Source organism: Mesorhizobium huakuii (assembly GCF_014189455.1).
Taxonomy (GTDB): Bacteria; Pseudomonadota; Alphaproteobacteria; order Rhizobiales; family Rhizobiaceae; genus Mesorhizobium; species Mesorhizobium huakuii_A.
Window position 1 is genome coordinate 3,297,176 of record NZ_CP050296.1, and the last position, 15,943, is coordinate 3,313,118.

Below are 15,943 nucleotides of genomic sequence, written 5' to 3' on the forward strand. Positions count from 1 at the left end.
AAATAAATCACGAGGCATGAGTTCATGGACAATCCGCATACCAGTATTTTGGAGGCTCGTTGGCTTCTTGCCGTACCCCTCTCGCTCGTCCTTTCGGTCCTTTTGGCCGGCTTCATCCTTGCCTGAACCGCGTTGGCAGCCGCTTGGTCGGAAAGTCATCAACCTGTCGCTGCCATCAGGAACGTTAGCCTGCGCTAAAGAGTCATAGTGGCAGCGATATCTCCCGGATATTGCTGCTGGATCGGGGCCTGTACCCCTGATCGGCCCGCGTCCTCCGCCAGAGGCGCGGGCTTTTTTGTTTCGTTCTGGAGCAGGCTGATCTGCTCGACCGGGTGAAGGACGATCTGTTCGACCTATAGCCAGCCGGCCCACTGAAGCACCGCGACCACGATCCAGACGATTTAGTTGCCTCCTGCTTGACTGAATACAACCGTGCCGTCGTCTTTGCGAACTTCCACCGCTACGATACCGTCATTCTGCTTTCGCGCAACGAATGTCGCCAGCGCGTGATCTCGTGCGGCTTTCTCGGCATCGAAGGGCGTCTTTTCAACGATGCCCTCTTTCCCGTACCAAATCACCATATAGGCCACCGCTGGGACGCTCCCTCTGCTTCGAAGCTTGCCGGTTCCTAGCAAACTTCAGTCGAGAAATTTGATCTTTTTGAACGCCATCATTTCCCCCATGACTTCGCCGGCATCGTTGAGTTGTTGGCCTTGCCCGACAGTAACGGTTACGCGCTTGCCTTTGTAACGCGCCGGCATAGAGGTACGCTCGTTCCAGTTCGCGCACTCAGGAGCCACGCACAGACCAACTTGCTCGGCCTTCTTCGTATCGACAATCGTCAGATAGCAATTGTCTCCGCATTCGAAGCTACGAATGTTGCCTGTCATGGTTCGGTCTTTGGCGACGGAAGGTGCCGACTGCGCCAGCACAATGACCACAACGAAAAGGGCCGAGGCGGATAAGGACGACATCTGTTTCATTGAAGGAGCCTGCCGCAACCAGCGCCGGCGCGCAAGCTAGCGCCGGCAATAGGAACGGTTATGAGGCGCAGATGATCGACCGACTTGAAGCCGGCCGATCCGTTGAGTTTGCTTCACGATCAACCAAAACACGCCAACGAAGCCTGAAAGCCGCCGTTCCCCGAGTATCAGCAGAACGTCGGTTACGATGAGCTAGGCAAATTCGTAGGGTCAGGGCGTTCGCATAGTCGCTAAGACGGTGGCGAGCCATGTATCCGATCGCCGGCCCGTATAATCCCGTCTTCAGCGCTTTGTATGAGCGTGGGAATAGTTGTCCCCCCTGTTGGCGCCCAGCCTGACCGTCCGAGCCGGAAGCTCTTGCTCGTCGATCTGACGAATCTCACCTTGTCGAGGTCCCATGCCCGACACTCCAGATGGATTTCTGGCCGCTCGATCCGAATGAGATTGAAAGAATTTGCCTCTTGGCGCCGGCGTGAGGAAATCGCTGTGCCAGCTTGGATCAGCAGGGCGGAGTAGCCTTCGATATCGTATCGGACCGCACTCGAACCTATGCGGTTCAGATGCAGATGCCCAGACAGGATCACATCGACGCGAATTTGTGAAAATACCCCCATCGCCATCCTCGCCCGCCCAACGATACCGTCATCGTCATTTGCACTGGGCCCTTCGAAGGGATGGTGAGTCACCACGATCCGTGTCGTCTCATCCGGCTGATCGGCAAAACTTCGTCTCACCCACGCAAGCTGCTCGCCGTTGATACGGCCTCCCTTGATCGTCAATGACCGAGCGGTGTTTATCCCAGCGATGGCCAGCTCCGGATCGGCATAGAACGGATCGGTATCCGCGGTGATATAGCGCTTGTAACGCGACAGCGGCGTGAAGGCGCGCGCGAACAGGTTGTAGAGCGGGACATCATGGTTACCTGGCACGACGAGCTGCGGGTATGGCAATGTGTCGAGAAATGCGCGTGCCTGCGCGAACTCTTCCTTGCGTGCGCGCTGCGTCATGTCTCCCGAGACGACAACAATGTCAGGGTCGGCTGCGCGAACCTCGGCAGCGAGTGCATCGGATACTGTCTGGTCAATCCTGCCAAAATGCAGGTCGGAAAGATGGGCAATCGTCTTCATCAAGCCGATACCTCACCAGCATCATGCGTTTCGAGGGGCGGCCTTCGTCAGGACGGGTGGCGAGAACCCGCAGAGCACCGGGCTGTATTCGATAACGCAACGGAGTTGTCGCCTCGACGGTTTCACCGTCCATCGCAATTCGCATGTGTCGTCGGCGTGCTCTGATCTCAAGACTTTTCACTCGGAATAGTTCCAGATCGTGGACCGGGTCGATCAAACCGAAGGCGACCTTGAAGGGTAGCAGCGCAAGTCCAAGCCAGGACTGCTGCTTCACGACGTAGACGCACAGTTCCCCGAACGTAGGGCTGCTGCGGTGGCCGAGCTTGCTCAAATCGTAGAAATTGTTGCCAACGAACACGCACAGGGTCCGCTGTTCTCGCCCCTTGTCGTCGATTGAGATTCTGACCCTTTGCCAGGATGATGCCTTGAGAGTCAGGAGAAGCGCTGGGCCGAGAGCAGCAAGCTTTCCTACCCCGCTCCGCTTTTGCTCTGCGGATCGTTCGGCGACAAGAAACGGATAGATGCCGATGGACGAGTTGTTGAGGAAGACCCGGCCGTTCACCTCCGCAACATCGATTTTCTGCACGTGGCCCGCCGCGATGACGTCCATGGCCGCCTCTAGATCGTTTGGCAAACCGATATCCCTGGCGAAATGATTGAGGGTGCCTAGCGGCAGGACGCCAAGCACGACATTCGTCCCTGTAATAGCCGAGGCCACGGAACCGAGAGTGCCATCGCCCCCACCAACGACGAGCGTGAGCTATGGCTGAAACTGGGTGATGACGGTTTGAGAAGGGCGGCGTATCGAGGCGGGTGATGAAGCCTGCCAGAACCTCTCAAGGAGAGCGATACGCCATGAACGAGACTATCAACATTGTTCGCCTTCGTCAGCCCGACGAAATCGATGATCCCCTGACGGATGTGCTTCGCACCGGCGCGCGCAAATTGCTGGCGCAGGCGATCGAGATGGAGGCCGAAGCGTTTCTTGCCGAGATGCGGGATCTCAAGCTTCCGGACGGACGTGACCGGCTGGTCCGGCACGGTCACGGGCCGGAGCGGAGCATCCAGACGGGGATCGGGGCGGTGCCCGTCAGCCGGGTGAAGGTCCGGGATCGCGGCGCGAACGGTGAAGCGGAGCGCATCCGTTTTTCCTCATCGATCCTGCCGAAATGGGCGCGTCGGACACGAAGTCTGGATGCGCTTCTTCCCGTTCTCTATCTGCGCGGCATTTCGACGGGCGACTTTCAGGAAGCTCTGGCAGCTCTGTTGGGCAAGGAGGCGCCGAACCTCTCACCCTCGGTGATCACGCGACTGACGGCGGAGTGGGGCATCGAATACGATCGTTGGCAAAAGCGCGATCTTTCGGCGCGCCGCTATGTGTATGTGTGGGCGGACGGGGTCTACCTGCAGGCCCGGATGGAAGATCATGCCGAATGCATGCTGGTCCTGATCGGCGCCACGCCCGAGGGCAAGAAAGAGCTGCTCGGCTTCCAGACCGGCATTCGTGAGAGCGCACAGAGCTGGCGCGAGCTGCTGGTCGACGTCAAGCGTCGTGGCCTGCAGATCGCGCCCGATCTTGCCGTCGGCGACGGCGCGCTTGGCTTCTGGAAAGCGCTCGATGAGCTCCTTCCCGGCACCAAGCACCAGCGATGCTGGGTGCACAAGACAGCCAACGTGCTCAACAAGGTGCCGAAATCGGTGCAGGCCGCCATGAAGACGGACTTGCGCGAAATCTTTTCCGCCCCGAACCGAGCCTCAGCCGAGACGGCGATTGCCGTCTTTGTCGAGAAATATGATGCGAAATACGGCAAGGCGGTCGACTGCCTGACCAAAGATCAGAATGCCTTGCTGGCGTTCTACGATTTCCCCGCCGAACATTGGGATCATCTGCGAACGTCCAATCCCATCGAGAGCGTCTTTGCGACCGTTCGCCATCGCACGGTGCGTACCAAGGGCTCACTCTCCTCGAAAACCGCCAGGCTGATGGTCTTCAAGCTGGTCATGGCCGCGGCCAGGACGTGGCGACGACTGAAAGGACAAAATCAGTTGCCTAAACTCATCGCAGGTGCAACGTTCCAGGATGGAATCGAGGTCATTGAACTGAAGCCGCAGAGCGCCGCTTGATCAGCCTCGTCACCCAAATTGCAGCATAGCTCGACGAGCGTCCGCGACTTCTTGCCGGGAGACTTCGAGACTGCGAACTTACGCGCCATCTCCGCGATCTCGCGGCCTTCAGCAAGACGCACTTCGGTCTCGATCCCTCGTGCTTGGAATCCATTACGAAGGCGTTTTTCCAGGTCACCGCTGTTTGCGCCCTTGACCGAGCCAGCCCCTGGATTGAGGAGAACCAAAACTGTCATATGTGCCACTTGCGAAGGGGTGAAACTGGTATCTGCTACTCATGCATCTGATAATTGCGAGGCGTCACCTCCAGGAGTCGTCTGGGTGAGCGGCTGGCAGACCCTTCCTGCAAAGCTCCCGTTCCTGGATTGGCCGGAATACTCCCGTCACGGGCCAGCAGAACCTGGCCATCCCAAACGGGGGTCGAACTATGATCGGGCCGGGTCACCAGGCGGCCGGCGTCGAGAGACGCAGCAAGAAGGTCGCGGGGGCCGTTCGCGTCGGGCTGCGCCAGTGCCAGCGTGAAGAGCGGGAAGCGATTGCCCAGCCGCTCGTCGACAACGGACCCGATCCAGAGTTCCGTCAGGTGGCCGTTTCGCAGGTCAATGTCGGTCGCCCACACGCGAAGCACGAAGCGTGAACTGGTCCCGCCCAACTCGCCGCGCGGATGGACCAGCGTGAGGCTCGGCAAGCGCCCGCGCTCCATATAGGGCGACGTTGGCAGGGCCATCGGATCGGGGCGCGGCGTGAACCAAGCGAGAGCGCCGGTCAACGTCCACGGAGCTGGCGAGCGCCAGCCTTTTTGCGCCAAGTCGGCTTCGAGGCGTTCCAGGCTGCCTGCCCATTGGAAGGTCAACGGTTCCTCGGCCTCGCCTGCGAGATCGATCCGCTGCACGGGCAATTGCTGCCAATCCTGCGTCCACCATTCGGCCGCGAGGATCGACGGTGCCTCGTATTGGACCGCGTAGCGTTCCATGTCCGCAGCGTGACGGCGATAGACATTGAATCCGCCTGCGACGACCAGGCCGGCGCAAGCCACGATCAAGAGACCTCCGCCGCCCTTTTCGGACGGTTGATGGTGCAAGTAGGCAATGCAGAGCAGGGCCAGCCAAGCCGTCGCGAACGCCAGTCCGCCCGCAACGTCGGAAAACCAATGCGCACCGAGGTAGAGCCGGGAGAAGGCGATCAAAGCCACGAAAATGGCCGCCGCGAGGGCTACTGGGAGACGCCAAGCCGGTCGGACGCGCCGAGCGATCAGGAAGGCCAGGAAGCCGTACATGACGGCGTTCTCGGTGCTGTGACCGCTGGGAAAGGAAAAATCGCTCCAACCGGAATAGAGGTTCTCGGTGGGACGCGCACGATGGAGGGCCACCTTGATGCCCGTGTTGATGGCTGCCGCGCCGCCGATGGCTGCCGCCCAGTAAGCGGCGGTGCGCCAGGCGCGCTTCCAGGCCAGCCACAGGAACACGACGACGGCAATTGCAGTCACCACCGTTGTGTCGCCCAGTTCAGTGAAGCCGACCATCAAGGAATCGCCCCATGGCGTTCGAAGGTCCTGAAGGATGCGAAAGACGGCGGCATCGGTGCGTACCAACGGATCGCCGCTGACGACATCCTCAAGGATGCCGAAGAAGGTCCAGGCGGCGGCCACGAGTAGCAGTGCCAGCGCCGCAAGGATCTTCGTTTCCGTCTGGGACGGATCGAGCAAAGAGCGGATTTGGCGGCTCATCCAGCTATCGCGGGTACTTGCCCAGCCCCGCAGCCGCTCCAGATTGGCCAGAAGGATGGGAATGCCCCGGCGTACCGCGTGACGCACAACCCAAACGATGACCCACAGGATAATAATCAGCGCGACCAAGAGCACCGCGAGCCGGCCTGCGGCAGCACCGGCAACGCTGAAATATGCGCCGACGAACACGCCTGGCAGGATGTGCGACGGCGCCCAAACAAACGCCGAGAGGATGTTGGCGTAGTAAAACCGGCGGGCCGGCATTCGCAACATGCCTGCCACGAGCGGGATGAAAGCGCGGACGCCCGGCGTGAAGCGCGCCAGAAAGACGCTCTTGCCGCCGTGCCGTTCAAAGAACGCCTCGCTGCGCGCGATGAGTTCGGGATATCGGTTGAGCGGCCACCGCAGCAGGATTTCACGGTGGTAGCGATGGCCCAGCCAGAAAGACAGGCCGTCGCCGACGATCGCGCCGAGAAAGGCGGCGATCAACATCGGCCAGAGCGTCAGCACGCCGCTGGGGACAAGAGCGGCAAGACCGACAATGATGGCCGTTCCAGGAACGACTGCGCCGATGACCGGAACGGATTCCGACAGAGCCAGCAGAAAGATCGCCGCATACGCGAGATGGGGGTGCGAAGCGATGTAGTCCGTGAGCGCCGAGAAAAAGGACATCTATCGTCGCCCGTTTTGACGGAAGCTACGAAGCCCCCGGAGGAGGCTATTTACGGGGGAGGGGCTCATTGGGAGTTCGCTCCCCAGATAAGTCCCGGCGGGTTTGCGAAGTCTTCGTGAATGAGCTGCTCGGAGCCGGGAATGAATTTCCCATCATGGTCGTAGCGAAGCGCCACGACAGCGTCGAAAACGTTGTCCGGCCAGTATCCGTCGGGCAGCAGCGCGTGAGGGTCACCACCCAGCGCCTCTATGATCTGTGGCAATGTGCCGTGATGCCAGGCAATAAGCACGGACTTTCCGTGGGCTTCGCTCGTCAGCAAATGAACAAGGCTTGCGAGGTCCGTGTTGCTGAATCTCAGATCGATGGGAACTCCAAGGGCCTGGCTTAAGGGCGTCAGTGTCAGACGCTCGCGCGCACTGTTTGGGGAATCGGCGGTCGCTATCAGCGTGTCGGGTCGAAACTCGACACCATTGAGCATTAGGTGCTGAAAATATCCCACATAGGCCTGTGCGCGTGCCTCCCCTGCAGGAGATAGCCCTGTCCCGCTATCAGGCTTCTCGGCATGACGTATGATCAGCACCGTCGCATCTGCGAGTCCCGACGATGTCGTTTCGAGAGCAGCACTGATGGAGACCGGCGTCACGAGCGACGGGATCAGTAGCGCAAAGATACGACCAAGCACGCTGGAGCGATTAAACAGACTCCGTAAGAAGGGTTCGTGCGACATTTTGGGCCTTCTCAATCTTGAGCCGCGGCCTTTGCCATGACATTGCGAATTTCGCTGACGATCATTTATAGAATTCCGGTCACCCATCGATCGATGCGGGTGCCCTCCCGGCAAGCTATCCGTGCCGTGGTCCGATGGAAACGACGCTTGGTGGGCAATCGAGATTTGGTATCACTCAGCGACCTTGCCAAGCGTATCAGCAACAACCGCCCCTCTCTGACCCATTGGCAATGGCGGCCCGGTGGTTGAATCGCGTGCGGTCTGATGTTCCATTTCGGCGTCGATCGCGGCCCCGACAATGAGGATAATCACCGAAATCCAGGTCCACATCATTAAACCGACCACGGCGCCCAACGATCCGTAAGTCACATTGTAATTGGCGAAATGCTGGAGATAGAATGAGAACAGCCACGATGCAGCTAGCCAGACCAACGTCGCCATCACGGCACCCCAGCTCAGCCAGCGCCACTTAGCTTTTTCCCGGCTTGGGCCGAACCGGTAAATCAACGATATTCCGGTGAGTATGGCCAGCATGAGGATTGGCCACCGCCCCACCGCGAAGAGCACTTCTGCCCATTTGTCGAGATATAAATACGACAAGATGACTGGGGCGACGCCGACGGCCAGAAGCAAAACGATGCCGATCATCAAAGCACCAATGGTGAATGCGATCGACATGAAGTTTAGTCGTATAAAGCTGCGTTTTTCAGTTTCCTCGTAGGCGATGTTCATGGCGTCGAACAGCGCCTTGATACCGCTGTTTGCGCTCCATAGCGCAATAGCCAGGCCGGCGAAAAATCCCACCCCAAGCGCGCTGGTGTTCTGATGTGCCAGCGCCTGCAACTGCTGACGAATGAGATCCAGGCCGCCCGAAGGAAGCAGGCCGGCGAGATAGGAAACGTGGTCGGCTACGGTCACCGGATCTGCCACAAACCCGTATAGAGACATGAAGGCCGCCAGGGCTGGAAACAGTGCGAGTAGCAGGTAAAAGGTGGCGCCCGCTGCGACCAGCATGATGCGGTCCTTGTTGAATTCCTCCCACACACGCCAAGCGATGTCCCTCCATCCTACAGCAGGAATCTCGGATGGCCATTCCGCCTCCCTGCCTCGCTCGTGCCCGTACTCACCTACAGTCGTTGGCTGATCCTTGGAAGAACGAGCAGCGTGGCGCTCGGCCTCCCTGTCAATCAGCGATTTGCTTTCGGTGGACTCAGAAGTTTTTGCTGACATTTCGAACAGGCACATCGGTCGTCAGGCGGACTTATCAACCAGAATTCCGGCGTATTCTGCCAAGGCCACAAATGCATCACGCGCCTGATCAGGGGTGGCCTTCCCTTCAATCGCACCCTCGATCGTCTCCCTGGCCGATTGATAGTAAGGTCCGCGTTTCGAATGAGGCCAATCCACCAGAACCTCGCTGGCGCCATTCACCGATTTTACTTCCCTCACCGAGGCGCTGCCGTGAGGACGGATGCTAACACTGCTTTCGAAATAGATGCGCTTGGGATCTGATGTTTGGGTATGGCTGTCGTCGAAAAGAATGCCAGCTTCGCGCGCGGCCTCCAAAAAACGAATTTTTGCATCTTCCGTTGAACGGTAGCCTTCGAAGACTTTTTCGGCGGTTTCGAAGGCGTCCCGATGGATAGCGGTTCGCTCTCCAGGCCAATCGACGCTGGCAAGGATGGCTGAGGCATCGTTCGCGGACCGTATCCGCTGCAGCTTGCCGTTGGCGGTTACACGTATGGTTACACGCTCGTTAAACAACTTGTCGTCCATACCATATCCCATCTCGTCGACGCCAACGTCGTTAGGGTAACGAAACGAACGAACACCGGTTCCGATCAGTCGTCCAACAAGCCAAAATCTCATCGTTGGTTGGCGTCCATCCCAAGTTTGGTGGGCGCGCCGCGCAACTCGTCGGGCACCAGGCGTCGGCTAGAGCGGGATGAATTTAGGTTGGTACATACCCGGCCTCGGTGAAGTAATTTCTGCATTCGGTTGAAGTGACGGTGCCGAGGATCTGACCGATGGCTTCGCAGACGGTCTCGACTGTTCGTCTGGCAGCCTTGCGCAGCCAATGCTTGAGCTTGGCGAAGAGCTTCTCGATGGGGTTCAGATCGGGCGAGTATTTGGGCAGCAAGAACAACCTGGCGCCGGCCGCGCGGATGGCGCGGCGCACGGCCTTGCCTTTATGTGAGCCGAGATTGTCCATGATGACGATGTCGCCGGGCTTGAGGACTGGGACGAGAACCTTGTCGACATAGAGCTGAAAACGCTCGCCGTTGATCGGTCCGTCGATGAGCCATGGTGCATCGACGCAGTCATGACGCAGCGCCGCCAGGAAGGTCATTGTCTTCCAATGGCCGTGCGGCACCTTGGCCTTGATCCTCTCGCCGCGCGGCGCCCATCCCCTGAGCGGTGCCATGTTGGTTTTGGTCCATGTCTCGTCGATGAACACCAGACGGGAAGGATCGATGCGGTCCTGATACTTTGCCCACTGTGTCCGCCTGCGCGCCACATCCGGGCGATCCTGCTCAGCCGCGATCAGCGTCTTTTTTGTGACTGAGCTTCTCGGCGTGGACGAACTCCCACACCGAGCGGTAGTCGACCGCAAGGCCGCGCTCGGCCAGCTCGATCACAAGACCGCGCAGCGTAAAATCCGTGGCCCGGCAGCGCACCAGAAGCCAGTCCCGATGCTCACCGGCAATCTTCTTCGGCCGGTGCCCACCCATCTTGCCGGGTGCAAGGCTGCTCGTTTCGCGCAAGCGGCGCACCCACCTGATGACGGTGCTGATACCAACTCCATAGCGCACCGAGGCCTGCCGTCGCGACAGCCCCTCCCGCTCAACCGACGCAACAACCCGTTCGCGAAGATCCATCGAATAAGGCTTGCCCATCCTTACCAACCTCCTTGCCTAGCAAGAAGGTTGAATCAGATTTGCCACCCTAGGGGAATCCCTTCGATTCAGCCTCAATTCATCCCGCTCTAGCGCGAGAATCCCCGCATCCGGTATCGCACCGTGGGACCCACTCTTAACGGCGATATAACCCGAACGGAAACGCATTGAGTGAATCCACTGCAAGACGCGCCAAACGGCGAGCGCCTGGCAAAGGGGCGCAAAGCTGCCGTTCAACAGACGCAGTGAGAAAGACCGGATCAGGCCGAAAGCAGCAGTCGGGTGATATCCAACACACGCCAGAAACGAAGGCTCGGCAAGACCTTAGCGGCACCCGCGCGTCGCGACCAGACGCCGTCGAGTTGCTGCAACTCGACGGCTCGAGTTCTTGGCTGCCTTCGGCCGGGACGGTAGTCGCCCTTGGTCAGGCGGCAGCGTGGCGTCCGTCACGCGCTGATGAGTTCGTCTGTCCCAGGAAGTGCGCAAGCGCCGACTTCCTGGAAGCCCGATCGAGCGCATAGGAGGTGTGGCTGAAGGCGACGCCATCCAGCAGCCCCTGAATGTAGCCGGCGATGCTGTCAGCCGCCATGATTAGCGCGGTGTCGACGGTGTGGATGTAGCGGCTCGTCACCGACCCTCGTGAGTGACCGACCAAGGCGGCGATCGTTGCCTCGGTGAACCCAAGGTCATTGGCAATGCTGGCGAAGCTGTGCCGCAGGACATGGGGCGTGATGCCGGCCAAGTCAGTCTTATCGAGTAACTTCGTCCAGTGCCTGGGGAAGCTTCCGAAGGGCGTGTCATCCTCCCAGCTGGGAAAGACATAGTCTTCAGCACCCTGTTCCTCGTCGCGGCGACCCTCGATGTATTCCAGGACCGGCAGACCGATCGGGCGCACCGACGCTCCTTCCTTGCTGTCGGTCAGGCGCAGGCAACTGCCCTCGATATCGACCTCGCCGTAACGTAGGCCGATGACCTCGCTGCGTCGGCATCCCGTTAAGGCGATCACCCGGACGATTTCTGCCGTGGTCTCGTATTTCCCGTCCTCGACTGCCTTCCGCAGAATTTTGCCGAGCGTGCGATACTCCTGCTCGCTGAGGCGGCGGGCGTTTATCCTGTCCTTCGGCTTGCGAACGCCGTGCACGGGGTTCTGCTCGATGATGCCGAGTTCGACCGCATAGCTGAGAATGCCGCCGAAGAGCCCTATAAAGAAATGCCGCCGCTCCCGTGCAACGGGATGGCTCAGCCGGTTTGCCTCAGCCTCCCGCCACCGTCCGCACACTGTCCCGCTCCACCAGCGGGCATTCCAGCTTGGTGATGGGGTAGCGTCCCTGCCCTGGCGCCGTTGGCGCTTCGAGCTGTTCGATCGCCCATTGGCCCATCGCCATATGCGGCAGGATCGAGGTGGTCAGCGGTGGGAAGAGGTGGCGGGCGATTTCCTCGTCGTCGTAGCCGACCACCGAAATGTCTTGCGGAATGTGCAGGCCGGCTTCCTTCAGCGCCTCGTAGCAGCCGATCGCGGTGCGGTCGTTCTGGCAGAAGATGGCGGTCGGGCGGTCTTTTAGCGCCAGCAGCTTCACCGTCGCGGCATAGCCGGCGCTGGCCGACCAGTCGCCCTCGACCACCAGCTCCGGGTCGAACGGGATGTCGGCGGTCGCGAGCGCGCGGCGATAGCCTTTCAGCCGGTCCTGGGCAGCCTGCATCCACGGCTCGCCGGTGATGGTGGCGATGCGGCGGTGGCCGTGGCTGATCAGATGCCTTGTCGAGCTCTGGCCGCCGGCGATTTCGGAGGGCACCACGGCGGGGAAGGCGTAGTCGGCCGTGTAGCAATTGAGCAGGATCACCGGAATGTCGAGGCTGTAGAGGAAATCGGGCGCGGTGATCTCGCGGGTGAAGATGGTCATGTAGATCAGCGCCGAAATGCCCCGCCTTGTCAGCGCCTGGATGGCGCGCGGCTCCATCACGGCGTCGCCCATGGTCTGCGCCACCAGCAGCACGTTGCCGGCATTCCACGAGGCCTGGCGCGCGCCTTCGATCGCCACCACCGCCTCCGGGCTGGTCGCCAGCTGGTCGACGGCAAAGCCGATCACCCCGTCCAGCCCGTCAAAGGCGGCAACCGGCTTGCGCAGCGCCGAGAAGGCGGGCGCGCTGTAGCCCAGCGCCCTTGCGGCCTCGATCACCCGCTCGCGGGTCTGCTGCGACAGCTTTATCCCTGGCGAATTGTTGAGCACGAAGGACACGGTCGCCTGCGAACAGCCGGCGGCCCGGGCGATGTCGGTCATGGTGACCCGCCCCTTGGGCTTGGCCGGCGCCTTGCGGCGCCTCGCCGTCTCGCTGGCCGGATCCGTCGTCTCGCTCATGGCATTCGTGTCCCCAATCCCCAGCCTGTCTAGCGGCAGCCTGCCGGCTCGACAAGATGGCGCGATGGCATCGATTTATAGAAACTGTCGCGTCGTTTATATATATTAGTCGCCGCGTGGTCCATCGATCATCAAGCTCCGGATGTCCAGGGAAAGCAGGCATGTCAAGGTATAGGCTGCCGTGCGGCCAAGGCGTAGGGTCGTCGTCACATCGTCAGCGGTGTCGCCAAGATGTGCGTGGATGTCAGCTTAAAACTAATACTGTTTACTAATACAAAGATGCGCTGTAACGTCAATCCGTCGTGTCCGGCCCATTGGGTTCCGGGGCGGCGGGACTGATCGTGAATGGCCCGATGGTGAGCGGATATTGCCTCCGCGAGCCTTATAGCAGATATGTGATATGTCAGACAAATCGGACTATTTACGAACGAGGGATGAGTCTCTAAAGTCCGTGACCGTGGCTGGAACGACGCCATTCTTGTGAGTGCCGGGAACCCCTGAGGAGGAGGGCGTCCAAGCCGCAAACAGCAAATTCAGGTGAGCAAGGCAATTCTAGTGAGCAAGACGGGTCAGCCCGACGGCTGAACCAAAAAAGGGAGGTTGAACATGAAATCCTTGATACGTAGTGCATCCGTAGCCGCCACGGCGTTGCTGCTTGGCCTGTCGGCCACGGCAATCGCGCGCGCCGACGACAAGCCGACGCTGGCCTTCGTCGTCAATGGCGCTTCCGATTTCTGGAAAGCGGCCGAAGCCGGCGTCAAGAAGGCGCAGGGCGAACTGCCCGACTACACGCTTGAGCTCAAATATCCGGAACAATCCTCGGTCGCCATCCAGCAGCGGCTGATGGACGATCTGGTGACGGCCGGCGTCAAGGGCATCATGGTGTCCGCCGTCGATCCCAAGACCTCGACCGATGGCCTGAACAAGATCGCCTCGGAAACCGCGCTGTTCACCACCGACAGCGACGCCCCGCAGACCAAGCGTGTCGCCTATATCGGCTCGTCCAATGTCGACGCCGGCAAGCAGGCGGCCGAAATCGCCAAGAAGGCGATGCCGAACGGCGGCAAGTGCCTCGGCTTCGTCGGCCTGCTCGGCGCCGACAATGCCAAGGAGCGCATCCAGGGCATGAAGGATGGTCTGGCCGGCACCAAGATCGAACTGGTCGACGTGCGCGGCGACGATATCGACCAGGCGCGCGCCAAGAAGAATGTCGAGGACGCGCTGGTCGCCAGCCCCGACGTCACCTGCATGGTCGGCTTCTATTCCTACAACACGCCGCGCATCTATGAAGCGCTGCGCGATGCCGGCAAGCTCGGCTCGATCACGGTTGTCGGTTTCGATGACGATCCGATTACGCTGGGCGGCGTCAAGGAAGGCACCATTGCCGCCACCGTCGTGCAGCAGCCCTTCGAATGGGCCTATCAGGGCATGAAGCTGATGGCCGCCTATCTCAAGGGCGACAAGTCGGGCATCCCGGCCGGCAACCTCATCATCATCCCGACCAAGATCATCGGCAAGGACGACGTCGACGCCTATGCCGCCAATCTGAAGGCGATGGCCGGAAAGTAAGACCACAGGCAGTTCAGCCGGCTCAACTCCGCTTGAGCCGGCTGCGCGCATTGACGAACCCTTCGAGGATCGTCAGTCTGCCGGAAGCCGTAAGCATGATCCCGAAAAGTGGGAACCGGTTTTCGGAAAAGATCATGCCTTGGGATTGGCCCGCTAACTGCTGTCAGGCATGATGAACTATTCCGACACATCCATCGCAGCGACCACACCGTTCCTCAGCCTCGAGAACGTGCGCAAGACCTATCCGGGTGTCGTCGCGCTGGATGGTTTTTCGATGGAGGTCAGGCCGGGCGAGGTCATCGGCCTCGTCGGCGAGAATGGCGCCGGCAAGTCGACCCTGATGAAGATCCTTGGCGGCGTCACCACGCCGGACACCGGCACCATCACCGTCGACGGCACCGCCCACAACAGCTTGAGCGTCGAAGGCAGCCTGGGCTCGGGCATCGCCTTCGTCCACCAGGAACTCAACCTGTTCGAGAACCTTGACGTCGCCGCCAACATCTTCTTCGGCCGCGAGCCGCTGCGCGCCGGGCCGCTCAAGCTTGTCGACCGCGCGAAGCTGCGGGAGATGGTGGCGCCGCTTTTGAAGCGCGTCGGTGCCAATTTCTCCGCCGACACACAGGTCGCCGCTTTGTCGCTCGCCCAGCAGCAGATGGTCGAGATCGCCAAGGCGCTGTCGATCAAGGCAAGGCTGGTCATCCTCGACGAGCCGACATCGAGCCTGCCGATCGCCGAGACCGACAAATTGCTCGACGTCATCAAGGCGCTGAAGGCCGACGGCATCAGCGTCATTTTCATCTCGCACCGCCTGCACGAGGTCGAGCGTGTCGCCGACCGCGTCGTCGTGCTGCGCGATGGCATGCTGGCCGGCACGTTGGCCAAGCGCGACATCCACCATGACCAGATGGTCAAGCTGATGATCGGCCGCATGCTGAAGGAGCGCGAGAAAGCATCCGAGGCCGCGCGGGCACCTGGCGCCGTCGCCCTTGCAGCCAAGGCCGTCCGCACCCCCACTTACCCCAGCCGGCCTGTCGATCTCGACGTCCGGCGCGGCGAAATCCTCGGCCTTGCCGGGCTGGTCGGTTCCGGCCGCACCGAACTGGCCCGCGTCTTCTTCGGCATCGACGGCAGCCTTGGCGGCACGATCGAACTGGACGGCAAGACGCTTGTGTTGGGTTCGGCCGCCGATGCCGTCGCGCAAGGTATTTTCCTGGTGCCGGAAGACCGCAAGCTGACCGGCATCCTGCTCGACCTGTCGATCGCCCAGAACATTTCGCTGCCCAATCTGCCGGCGCATGCCAGGCGCTCTCTGGTCTCCGCAAGCGCTGAAACGGCAACCGCCGAGAAGCAGAAGAAGGATCTCGGCATCAAGGCGCCTTCGGTGCAGACGCGCACCGGCACGCTGTCGGGCGGCAACCAGCAGAAGGTCGTGCTCGGCAAGTGGCTGGCCATGAACCCGAAGGTGATGATCCTCGACGAGCCGACGCGCGGCATCGACATCGGCGCCAAGGCGGAAATCTACGGGCTGATGCGCGCTCTGGCCGATGCCGGCGTCGCCGTGCTGATGATTTCCAGCGACATGGAGGAGGTGATCGGCGTGTCCGACCGCATAGCCGTCATGCATGAGGGCCAGATCTCGGGCATTCTCGACAAGGACCGGTTCAGCCAGGAAAACGTACTGCTCTTGGCGGTGGGCAAGCAGCCGAAATAGTTTTTGCGCCGGGGTCGCGAGACCGCGCAACCTGCTCAGGCAGGCATTG

At 60.7% G+C, this 15,943-nt stretch carries 13 protein-coding genes and 1 pseudogene; 3 read left to right on the top strand and 11 right to left on the bottom strand.

Features of this window, described 5'->3' with window-relative positions:
• Positions 1-401: 401 nt before the first annotated feature.
• The 4 genes from HB778_RS16425 to HB778_RS16440 form a co-directional block, all read right to left on the bottom strand.
• Complete coding sequence (locus HB778_RS16425; protein WP_183464775.1) at positions 402-590, bottom strand: hypothetical protein; 189 nt, start codon at positions 588-590, stop codon at positions 402-404.
• Positions 591-638: 48 nt separating this feature from the next.
• A complete protein-coding gene (locus HB778_RS16430) occupies positions 639-983 on the bottom strand; it encodes a hypothetical protein (RefSeq protein WP_183464776.1) in 345 nt (114 codons plus the stop codon).
• A gap of 230 nt (positions 984-1,213) precedes the next feature.
• Positions 1,214-2,110 (bottom strand): metallophosphoesterase family protein, encoded by an 897-nt coding sequence (locus tag HB778_RS16435; protein ID WP_183464777.1) that lies wholly within the window; start codon positions 2,108-2,110, stop codon positions 1,214-1,216.
• Positions 2,064-2,828 (bottom strand): diacylglycerol/lipid kinase family protein, encoded by a 765-nt coding sequence (locus HB778_RS16440; RefSeq protein ID WP_183464778.1) that lies wholly within the window; start codon positions 2,826-2,828, stop codon positions 2,064-2,066. The genes HB778_RS16435 and HB778_RS16440 overlap by 47 nt, the downstream gene beginning before the upstream one ends.
• 137 nt (positions 2,829-2,965) lie before the next feature.
• Between HB778_RS16440 and HB778_RS16445 the strand changes: the two genes are divergently transcribed.
• Positions 2,966-4,234 (top strand): IS256 family transposase, encoded by a 1,269-nt coding sequence (locus HB778_RS16445; protein ID WP_183457400.1) that lies wholly within the window; start codon positions 2,966-2,968, stop codon positions 4,232-4,234.
• A 271-nt stretch (positions 4,235-4,505) separates the two neighbouring features.
• Here HB778_RS16445 and HB778_RS16450 read toward each other — a convergent pair whose 3' ends face one another.
• The 7 genes and pseudogenes from HB778_RS16450 to HB778_RS16480 all read right to left on the bottom strand — a co-directional run bounded on the left by HB778_RS16450 (position 4,506) and on the right by HB778_RS16480 (position 12,614).
• Positions 4,506-6,632: a bifunctional DedA family/phosphatase PAP2 family protein gene (locus HB778_RS16450; RefSeq protein ID WP_183464779.1), complete on the bottom strand. Its 2,127-nt coding sequence runs from the start codon at positions 6,630-6,632 to the stop codon at positions 4,506-4,508.
• Positions 6,633-6,697: 65 nt separating this feature from the next.
• Complete coding sequence (locus tag HB778_RS16455; RefSeq protein WP_244661931.1) at positions 6,698-7,360, bottom strand: flagellar basal body-associated protein FliL; 663 nt, start codon at positions 7,358-7,360, stop codon at positions 6,698-6,700.
• Between the two features lie 171 nt (positions 7,361-7,531).
• Positions 7,532-8,605: a YihY/virulence factor BrkB family protein gene (locus tag HB778_RS16460; protein WP_244661932.1), complete on the bottom strand. Its 1,074-nt coding sequence runs from the start codon at positions 8,603-8,605 to the stop codon at positions 7,532-7,534.
• Between the two features lie 6 nt (positions 8,606-8,611).
• Positions 8,612-9,136 (bottom strand): DUF982 domain-containing protein, encoded by a 525-nt coding sequence (locus tag HB778_RS16465; protein WP_183464780.1) that lies wholly within the window; start codon positions 9,134-9,136, stop codon positions 8,612-8,614.
• Positions 9,137-9,311: 175 nt separating this feature from the next.
• A protein-coding gene (locus HB778_RS16470) for an IS630 family transposase (protein ID WP_183455851.1) occupies positions 9,312-10,257 on the bottom strand; the annotation gives its coding sequence in 2 pieces (ribosomal slippage) (positions 9,312-9,917 and positions 9,919-10,257; 945 coding nt in all).
• A gap of 424 nt (positions 10,258-10,681) precedes the next feature.
• Positions 10,682-11,461: pseudogene (locus HB778_RS16475) on the bottom strand (tyrosine-type recombinase/integrase); the annotation flags it as partial.
• A gap of 49 nt (positions 11,462-11,510) precedes the next feature.
• On the bottom strand, positions 11,511-12,614 hold the full coding sequence (locus HB778_RS16480) for a LacI family DNA-binding transcriptional regulator (RefSeq protein WP_183464781.1): 1,104 nt from the start codon (positions 12,612-12,614) through the stop codon (positions 11,511-11,513).
• Positions 12,615-13,220: 606 nt separating this feature from the next.
• Here HB778_RS16480 and HB778_RS16485 point away from each other — a divergent pair.
• Together HB778_RS16485 and HB778_RS16490 are read left to right on the top strand one after the other, a co-directional pair.
• Entirely contained in the window at positions 13,221-14,183 is a 963-nt protein-coding gene (locus HB778_RS16485) for a sugar-binding protein (protein ID WP_095203064.1), read from the top strand.
• A gap of 172 nt (positions 14,184-14,355) precedes the next feature.
• Positions 14,356-15,894 carry a sugar ABC transporter ATP-binding protein gene (locus HB778_RS16490; protein WP_183465115.1) on the top strand — a complete coding sequence of 513 codons (1,539 nt, stop codon included), beginning with the start codon at positions 14,356-14,358 and terminating at the stop codon, positions 15,892-15,894.
• The last annotated feature ends 49 nt before the right edge of the window (positions 15,895-15,943 follow it).